The sequence below is a fragment of the Brevibacterium yomogidense genome, assembly GCF_016107685.1.
Classification (GTDB): Bacteria; Actinomycetota; Actinomycetes; order Actinomycetales; family Brevibacteriaceae; genus Brevibacterium; species Brevibacterium yomogidense.
On sequence record NZ_JABASY010000007.1, the window covers coordinates 123,256 to 132,216 of the forward strand.

Consider the following 8,961-nt stretch of genomic DNA (forward strand, 5'->3'; position numbering starts at 1 on the left):
CCCGCGGGTGTCCACCACTCTCGACTACCAGCGAAACCACGAGCGGACCCCGCGCCGGCGACGCTGGGTGGGACTGCTCGTCTCCGCCGGCATCATCGTCCTCACCCTCGCGCTGCTCGCAGCCGCCTGCGTCATGACGGTGAAGAACCGGGTGGACCGGCTGTCGACCGCACTGAACGCGGCGACGGAGAGCTCCGAGACACTCTTCGACACGCTCCTCCACGAACCGACGACCGCGGAGGCGGAACTCGTCACGGTGCGCGCGGCACTGGACGACGCGCAGGAGGAGTTCGACTCCTTCCCGATGCCCCAGCTCGAATGGGTCCCGGGCCTGCGTGACGACCTCCGAGCCGCAGACGACGCGCTCGCCGTCGCGGACACACTCGTCGACGACGTCGCACCCACCCTCATCTCCGTCGCCACCGTCGTCGACTTCGAGACCGGCCAGCTGCGCAACCCGTCCACCACCGGGTGGGGCGACACGTTCTCCTCCGTCGGAGACATCGCCACGCAGGGGGCCGACGCACTCGATGCGCTCTGCACCTCCGCGGACACCCTCGACGCGATCGACCTGTCCGGGGTGATGGACTCCGTCGCCCAGCCGATCGGCGACTTCCGCACCTCCGTCCGGGACGCCTGCGAGGGGGCCTCGGAATACGGACCGGTGCTGGGAGCATTGGACTCAGGGGGAGCACTGCTCGACCAGCTGATCGACGACATCACCGACGAACTGTCCGGACTGGAAGACGTCCTGCGCGACGTGTTCGGCTGAGAGGGCCCGGACGGCGTCGGCCGGGACGAGAAGAGAGCGCGGAGACGCGCACAGAGGGCCGCGGATCCCCACCCGCTGCCCGGACCTAAGGAGCCGCACCATGAGCACACCGATGAACTCGCTGATCTTCCCGCGATCCTCCGCCGTGTACGGAATGGACGAGCACGCGGGGGAGGTCGTCCACTTCGGCATGCCGCTGCGCGAGCAGAGGCAGCTGGCGGACGGTGACGCGATCGCGGATCTGTCCGCGACCCGCGTGTTCCGCTTCGAGGGGCCGGATCGGCTTACGTGGCTCAACTCGCTCACGACCCAGAAGATCGACACGCTGCCGCCTCACGCATCGACGGAGACGCTCGTCCTGTCACCCACCGGGCACATCGAAGGGTGGCTGCGGCTCGTCGACGACGGTGAGGTGCTGTGGGCGCTGTCGGACGTGCGCACCGACGAGGCGATCGCCTTCCTCGACCGCATGCGGTTCATGATGCGCGTGGAGATCACGGACGTGTCGGACCGCTACCAGGCGGTGGGTTTCATCGGGGAGCCGGCTGCCGACCTGCAGACGACCGTCGTGTGGAACGACCCGTGGCCCCAGGTCGGCACCGGTTCCGTGTCGTACGCAGCCATCGACGCGGGCGCCGGCCCCGCGGCGTCGGACCACCCGGGGGCCTCCATCGACTTCCGGATCGCCGTCGTCGACCGCGCGGTGCTGCGCGACTGGCGCCACGAGGGCCTCGAGGTCGCCGGTCGTGAGGCGTGGGATGCGCTGCGCGTCGAGGCGTGGCGGCCGGCCGCCCCTGAGGTCGACCACCGCGCGCTCGTCGGTGAGCTCGACCTGCTGCGGACTGCCGTCCACCTGGAGAAGGGCTGCTACCGCGGGCAGGAGGCCGTCGCCCGCGTCCACAACCTGGGGCAGCCGCCCCGCCGGATCGTGTTCCTCCACCTGGACGGGTCCGGGCACGTCGTGCCACCGGCCGGCGCCGAGGTGCGGGCCGAAGTCCGCGGTGCGCTCCGCTCCGTGGGCCACGTGACGACGTCCGCGCTCCACTGGGAGCTCGGGCCCGTCGCGCTCGCCGTCATCAAGCGGAACGTCGACCCGGAGGCACCCCTGCACGTCGTCGTGCGGGGAGCCGAGGGGCAGGAACCGGCGGGTGCGGCGCAGGCGACGGGCGCCGGGGAGGCCGCTGCGGCCTCGGCGTCGGTGCCGACCGTGGACACGGACCCGGACACGGCTGAGGAAGCCGCGCCGGGCGCACCGGGACCCGAGGACATGCCGGCGGGAGACGTCGACGCCGCCGCACCCGAGGACGCGGGGCCGACAGAGCCGGAGGAGCTGGTCGTCGCGGCGCAGGAGCAGATCGTCGTGACGAAGAGGGAGCCGGCCGGCCCGCGTGTCCCGCGGAACGCCGCGGTCGACCAGCGCCGACGCTGACGCGGTGCGGCCGCCCGCGCAGTCCGCACTGCGGAAACGGGAGCGAGTGGTTCCGTGGGCGGACGGGACATGGTGACAGGGGCCTCGGGCGGGGGATATGTTCAAGCCATGACACAGCTTGAGAAGGGCGGCCCCTCGCTGCCGCAGGAACGGAAGATCGTCACCTCGATCCCGGGACCCCGGTCCCAGGAGATCGAGGCGAGGCGGAAGAAGGCTGTCGCACCCGGTGTGGCCTCCGGCATGCCCGCGTACGTCGTGGCGGCCGGCGGCGGCATCCTCAAGGACGCGGACGGGAACCAGATCATCGACCTGGGATCCGGCATCGCGGTGACGACCGTCGGCAACTCGAACGAGCGGGTGGTGTCGCGTGCGAAGGAGCAGCTCGACGCCTTCACCCACACGTGCTTCATGGTCAACCCGTACGAGTCGTACATCGAGGTCGCGGAGGCCCTCAACCGGCTCACCCCGGGCGACCACGAGAAGCGGACCGTGCTGCTGAACTCCGGCGCGGAAGCAGTGGAGAACGCGGTGAAGATCGCCCGCGTCCACACCAAGCGCAACGCCGTCGTCGTGTTCGACCACGCCTACCACGGCCGCACGAACCTCACGATGGCGATGACGTCGAAGGCCGCACCGTACAAGAAGGGCTTCGGCCCGTTCGCGGGTGAGATCTACCGCGCACCCATGTCCTACCCGTACCGCGACGACGCGGCAGCGGGCACGAAGGTGTCCGGCGAAGAGGCCGCGGCACGGGCGATCACCATGATCGACAAGCAGATCGGCGCCGACGACGTCGCCGCGATCGTCATCGAGCCGATCCAGGGCGAGGGCGGCTTCATCGTCCCGGCAGACGGCTTCCTCGCGGCGATCGCCGACTACGCCCGCGACAACGGCATCGTGTTCGTCGCGGACGAGGTGCAGGCCGGCTTCGCACGGACCGGCAAGATGTTCGCCTCCGAGCACGAAGACGTCGTACCGGACCTCGTGACGACGGCGAAGGGACTGGCCGGCGGACTGCCGCTCGCTGGTGTGACCGGACGTGCGGAGATCATGGACTCCGTGGGGGGCGGAGGACTCGGCGGCACATACGGCGGCAACCCCACCGCTGTCGCCGCCGCACTGGGTGCGATCGACGCGTACGAGAACGACGGCCTCATGGAGCGCGCCGTGGAGATCGGCGAGACCATCGTCCGCCGCGTCGAAGCGCTGCAGGCGAAGCACCCGGAGATCGGCCACGTCCGCGGCCGCGGTGCGATGCAGGCCATCGAACTGGTGCAGCGCGATTCGATCGACCCGAACCCGGGACTCGCGAAGGCCGTCGCGGACCACGCCGCCGCGAACGCGGTGCTGGTGCTTGTCACCGGCACGTTCGGCAACGTCCTGCGCTTCCTCCCACCGCTCACCATCAGCGACGAACTGCTCAACGAGGCATTCGACGTGCTGGAGGAAGGCTTCGCACAGGCACTAGCCTGACGGTTGGGGCGGGGTTGGGCTGAGGGATAGGCGGGCGGTGCTGGAGCGGGCGGTGCTGGAGCGCCGCCTGACCGCCAGCTGCACCTTCGCTCGTCAGCTGCACCTTCGCTCGCTACCCACGTATTCGCTCGCCAGCTGCAGTGTTATATCCCTGTAGCTGGCGAGCGAATGCGTAGGTGGTGGGACTGTTCTGGCTTCAGGCTGGTCGGGGCTCAGGCTGGTCGGGCTTCAGTCCCTCACCGTCCGCACCACGCGTGCGGGGGAGCCGACCACGACAGCGTTCTCAGGCACGTCCTTCGTGACGACGGACCCGGCCGCGACGACGGCGTGGGCGCCGATCGTCACGCCCGCCAGCACCGTCGCGTTCGAGCCGATCCACACATTGGTGCCGATGACGATGGGGGCCGGGTGCATGTCCGCGCGGCGGGTCGGGGCGAGATCGTGGTTGAGGGTGGCCAAGACAGTGTTGTGCCCGATGAGGCAGTCGTCGCCGATCACGACCCCACCCTGGTCCTGGAACGTACAGCCGGAATTGATGAAGACGCGCTTCCCCAGCGTGATGTTCTTGCCGAAGTCGGCATGGAAGGGCGGGAACACCGTCACGGAATCGTCGACAGGTGTGCCGATGAGCCGCCCCAGCAGCTCCCGGACCTCCGCGGGTTCGTGGTAGCGGCCATTGAGCTCACCTGTGATCCGCAGGGCGTCTTGACTGGTGCGGTGCATGACCGCGTGCAGCGGTGAGTCCCCGGGGATCGTCTGGCCGGAGTTCAGCGCGTCGAGGAGGTCAGTGAGTTCCATGGTGTCCTTTGGGAGAGTCTGTGGTCTGGTGCTCCTTTGCCAGCGGCTCGACCCGATAGCGCAGCAGGAGGACGGAATCGCGCAGCTCACGGGCCTCGAGGAGGCTGAAAGCGTGAGGATGCGCCTCGGACAGTGGGGCGACTGCCGTGAACAGCCCTGGCTGGGTGGGATCCCCGTCGGCGAACGGTGACACGACCAGGCTGATCTCATCGACCAGCCCGGCCCGGAGGAACGACCAGTTGAGCACGCCGCCACCACCGACCATGACCCGCTCCATGCCGAAGAGGGTGTGGAGCTTCTCCAGCGCCAGAGCCGGGTCCAGGGTGTCCTGCCCGGCGACGAGGTACGAGATGCCGCGGCGGCGGAGAAGATCCCGGTAAGGGCGCCGACCTGCTCCGTGATCACCTCGACGACGTGGGAGTCGATCCCGCCGTAATCGACGATATTGCCCTCCCACGCGAGCCGTCCGCCGGGATCGATGGAGACGTAGTACATCGGAGCATCGGGTACGGCGACGAAGTCACCGGCGGGGACCTCGGCAGCGGGGGCCAATTCGGGTGTGCGGCAGCGCGTCTGGTTGTCGTCGGTGGTCGTGCGCCCGTTGAGGTAGCCGTCGATGTCGTAGATCTGCGTGTCGGGGTGCAGCGCCAGCTCCTGGTACTGCTCGCTGGCGGTGTCGAAGGCCGGAATGTCGACCGCGTGGATCTTCCCGTCGATCGAGATGTGCGTGTGGATGATGACGTAGGGCTTGCTCACTGATCTCCTTGCTGGGCTCCAACCGTCATCGCACCACGTTCGTCAGTCGTGAGGGAGCCCCTGTGAGGACCACCCTCACAGGGGCTGCCTCCCGCCGGCGGGCACGCCTATCGTGGAGCCATGGACAACCGGTCGGAGGTGCGCGAGTTCCTCACATCGCGGCGAGCGCGGATCGCCCCACACGAAGTCGGTCTGCCTGCGGGTACGAACCGTCGGGTGGCCGGTCTGCGGCGCAGTGAGGTGGCGGTGCTGGCCGGGGTGAGCGTGGAGTACTACACGCGCCTGGAGCGTGGTGCCATCAGCGGTGCTTCGCCCGCCGTCCTGGAAGGTCTCGCCAAGGCGCTGCGCTTGGACGACGCGGAAAGGGCGCACCTGTTCGATCTGGCGCACGCCGCCGGACCGGTCGCCCGCCGGCCGAAGAGGCGCAACCCCACGACCTGGACCGCTCACCCCAGCCTGCAGTGGGTGCTCGATTCGGTCACGACCGGCCCCGCGTTCGTCCGCAATGGTCGGATGGACCTGCTGGCGGCGAATGCTCTGGCGCGAGCGTTCTATTCGCTCGTCTACGACATGCCGGGGCAACCGCCCAACCTCGCCCGCTTCACCTTCCTGGACGACCGCGCTCTTGATTTCTACCCGGACTGGGATGCTTTCGCCGAGGTGACGGTCGCGATCCTGCGCACCGAGGCCGGGCGGGATCCCCACAACAAGGATCTCCACGATCTCATCGGAGAACTGAGTACCCGCAGCGAGGAGTTCCGCACCCTGTGGGGCGCCCACGACGTCCGCCACCACGGCACCGGGTTCAAGACCTTCCGCCACGCGGTCGTGGGGGAGCTGACACTGGCCTTCGAGGGGTTGGAGATGGCGGCGGAGCGGGGCCTGACCCTCACCATCTACACCGCGGAGCCCGGTTCTCCCTCCGCTGAGCGCCTTCAGCTGCTCGCGTCCTGGGCGGCGGAAGAACATGCCGGTGGCACGTCCTCACACGTGGCCTCATCGTCCACGGGTGACGAAGGCCAGGGCCGTGAGCCCGGCCGCTGAAGGCGTCGACCACCGTTCGCCGCGAGCTTCCGAGTCGCCACCTGCACCTTCGCTCGCTACCTACGCATTCGCTCGCCAGCTGCAGTGTTATATCCCTGTAGCTGGCGAGCGAAGGTGCAGGTGGGTGAGGCCGGTCCGGTACGACGTGAGTGAGGCCGGTCCCGCACGACCGAACGTGTGGACGGGGCGCGACACCTCGGGCACCTCCATCAGTGTCAGTCCTCGATCGGACGGCGTGCGAAGAGGGCTGCGAGGATCGCGCCGGACACGTTGTGCCAGACGGAGAACACGGCGCCGGGGAGTGCGGCGGTCGGCTCCGTGGGGAAGTGCGTCGCCGCCAGGGACGACGCCAGCCCGGAGTTCTGCAGGCCGACCTCGAACGACAGGGCACGACGTGCCGCCGTGTCCAGGCCGACGGCGCGTGCCACGAGGTAGCCCAGCGCTAGACCCACGCCGTTGTGCAGGACCACCGCGACGAGCACCAAGGCTCCTGCGCTCAGCAGGGATCCCGCGGAGCCGGCGACGACGACCGCCACGACGTAGGCGATCGCGATCGTGGACAGCCAGGGGAGGACGGGGCCCAGCAGGTCGATGAGGCGGGAGAAGAGGGCGCGCACGAGCACACCGGCGATGACCGGGACCAGCACCGTCTGCACGATCGACACCATCATGGCGCTGGCGGAGACGTCCATGTAGGAACCGGCCAACCAGAGCGTGAGCACAGGAGTGAGGAGCGGTGCCAGCAGGGTCGACACGGTCGTGATGGACACGGACAGGGCGACGTCGCCCTTCGCCAGGTACGTGACGACGTTCGACGCGGTGCCGCCGGGAGCACAGCCCACGAGGATGACGCCGATCGCCAGAGCGGGCGGAAGCCCCAGGACCTGCGCGATGGCCCACCCGGCCAGCGGCATGATGATGAACTGGCTGCCGGTGCCCAGCGCGACGATCCACGGGCGCTTCGCGATCCGGGTGAAGTCGGGCAGTGTGAGCGTGACGCCCATGAAGAACATGATGACGCCCAGTCCCCAGGGGATCGTGGGGGCGAGGGTGCTGACCGAGTCGGCACCGATGAAGCCGATGACTCCGCCTGCGATGACGAGTAGCGGGAAGATCGTGACGGCGATGCGCGCATTGCGCTCCGTCCGGCGCAGCGCGGCAGGATCCGTCGGCCCGCTCTGGCCGATCTCCGGCGCTGTGCCGGTGCGCGTCTCTGTGCTCTTGTCTTCCACGGTGTTCTCCTCCATCGTCATTGATCCGTTCACCTGAGCCTCACGTGGCGCGGACAGGCTATAGCAGTGGCCAGCCCCTGCGTAGACCGTTCCGGGTGGCGATATGCCGTGGCTGGGAAGAACCGCGCGGGCCTCGGTGTTCCCACCGATATGACGACTTCACCTTCGCCTGCTCCGCGTGCGCTCTCCGTCCTCGACCTGATCCCCGTGCGGCAGGGGCAGACCACCGGTCAAGCGCTCGCCGCGTCGAAGGAGCTGGTGGAGACCGCGGACCAGTTCGGTTTCACCCGCTACTGGGTGGCGGAGCACCACAACATGCCGGCGGTCGCGTCCACGACTCCGGGGACGCTGCTCATGCATCTGGGGCAGACCACGGCGCGGATCCGGCTGGGGTCCGGTGGCGTGATGCTGCCCAATCATGCGCCGTTGGCGGTTGCGGAGCAGTTCGCGCTCCTGTCGGCTGTCTACGGTGACCGGGTCGATCTGGGGATCGGGCGTGCGCCGGGCACGGACCCGTTCACGTCTGCGGCGATGCGGGGCCATCTGGGCGACAGTCAGTTGGTCGATCGTGAGGGCAACCGCATCGATCCCGTCGAGCAGTTCCCGCAGCACATCGTGGACATCCTCGCTCTCCTGTCGCCCGCGGGCGCGTCGTTCCCGGTGCGCGGTGGTCAGCACGTCATGCACGCGTCCCCGCGCGTCGACGACATGGCGGAGGTGTGGCTGCTGGGGTCCAGCGGGTACTCCGCGCAGCTGGCGGCGGCTCTGGGCCTGCCGTACGTCTTCGCGAATCACTTCGCGGGGCGGGGTACGGCCGCCGCGATCCAGCTGTACCGCGATTTGTTCGAGCCGTCCTCCCACGGGGACTCTCCGCGCACGTTCGTCACGGTGAATGCAGCGGTGGGTGCGACGACGAAGGAGGCGTGGGAGCTGGTCCAGCCGCACGTCTACCAGATGGGGCAGCTGCGGCTCGGCTCGAAGCTGGAGGCCCAGCGGCTCGTGGGTGAGGACGTCGAATCCGTCATGACCGATGGTCATCGTCGGGTCGGTGAATCGATGTGGGACACGTGGGCCGTCGGCACCGCCGCCGAGGTCGCTGATCGCCTCCGTGAGATCGCCGCCGAATACGACGTCGACGAGATCATGATCCAGCCGATCGCCGGTGCAGGAGAGGATGACCCGCTCGACACGGCTCCTGCTCGGGTGCGGACCGTCGAGGCACTGGCAGGGGAGTTCGGTCTCGAGCGGTCTTGAAGGGACACCCCGACGGGGTGGTCTTCACGGGGTACCACTGACGGGGCGGTCCCCTACGAGGCGCCCCTGATAGGGCAGAACGCCGTTGTGGCCGATACGCCGCCGACGGGTTCGAAACACCGTGCTCTGCGACGGTGTGGAGTCTCACGACATAGTTGACAGTTGAGTCTCAAGACATAGTTGACACTTCGGAATCTGGTGGG

At 68.8% G+C, this 8,961-nt stretch carries 8 protein-coding genes; 5 read left to right on the plus strand and 3 right to left on the minus strand.

Features of this window, described 5'->3' with window-relative positions; genetic code table 11:
- The first annotated feature begins 7 nt into the window (after nt 1–7).
- From JFC09_RS15215 to gabT, 3 genes are all read left to right on the plus strand, one after another.
- Nucleotides 8–772 (plus strand): hypothetical protein, encoded by a 765-nt coding sequence (locus tag JFC09_RS15215; protein WP_198394890.1) that lies wholly within the window; start codon nt 8–10, stop codon nt 770–772.
- A gap of 100 nt (nt 773–872) precedes the next feature.
- The gene (gene ygfZ / locus JFC09_RS15220) at nt 873–2,201 is read left to right on the plus strand and encodes a CAF17-like 4Fe-4S cluster assembly/insertion protein YgfZ (RefSeq protein WP_198394891.1); all 1,329 of its coding nucleotides are present in this window, start codon (nt 873–875) and stop codon (nt 2,199–2,201) included.
- 108 nt (nt 2,202–2,309) lie between these two features.
- Nucleotides 2,310–3,674 carry a 4-aminobutyrate--2-oxoglutarate transaminase gene (gene gabT / locus JFC09_RS15225; RefSeq protein WP_198394892.1) on the plus strand — a complete coding sequence of 455 codons (1,365 nt, stop codon included), beginning with the start codon at nt 2,310–2,312 and terminating at the stop codon, nt 3,672–3,674.
- A gap of 228 nt (nt 3,675–3,902) precedes the next feature.
- Here the strand turns inward: gabT and JFC09_RS15230 are convergent, their stop codons facing one another.
- A complete protein-coding gene (locus JFC09_RS15230; RefSeq protein WP_198394893.1) occupies nt 3,903–4,472 on the minus strand; it encodes a sugar O-acetyltransferase in 570 nt (189 codons plus the stop codon).
- Nucleotides 4,459–4,929, minus strand: a complete 471-nt coding sequence (locus tag JFC09_RS17100) for a dihydrofolate reductase family protein (protein WP_198394894.1) — start codon at nt 4,927–4,929, stop codon at nt 4,459–4,461. The genes JFC09_RS15230 and JFC09_RS17100 overlap by 14 nt, the downstream gene beginning before the upstream one ends.
- Nucleotides 4,930–5,348: 419 nt before the next feature.
- Here JFC09_RS17100 and JFC09_RS15240 point away from each other — a divergent pair, with 419 nt between their 5' ends.
- On the plus strand, nt 5,349–6,272 hold the full coding sequence (locus JFC09_RS15240) for a helix-turn-helix transcriptional regulator (RefSeq protein ID WP_198394895.1): 924 nt from the start codon (nt 5,349–5,351) through the stop codon (nt 6,270–6,272).
- A 215-nt stretch (nt 6,273–6,487) separates the two neighbouring features.
- Here JFC09_RS15240 and JFC09_RS15245 read toward each other — a convergent pair whose 3' ends face one another.
- Nucleotides 6,488–7,525 carry a bile acid:sodium symporter family protein gene (locus tag JFC09_RS15245; protein WP_408610978.1) on the minus strand — a complete coding sequence of 346 codons (1,038 nt, stop codon included), beginning with the start codon at nt 7,523–7,525 and terminating at the stop codon, nt 6,488–6,490.
- A 129-nt stretch (nt 7,526–7,654) separates the two neighbouring features.
- On the opposite strand from JFC09_RS15245, the gene JFC09_RS15250 reads away from it, so the two are divergent.
- Nucleotides 7,655–8,758, plus strand: coding sequence for an LLM class flavin-dependent oxidoreductase (locus JFC09_RS15250; RefSeq protein WP_198394897.1), 1,104 nt, complete (start codon nt 7,655–7,657; stop codon nt 8,756–8,758).
- Nucleotides 8,759–8,961 lie beyond the last annotated feature (203 nt).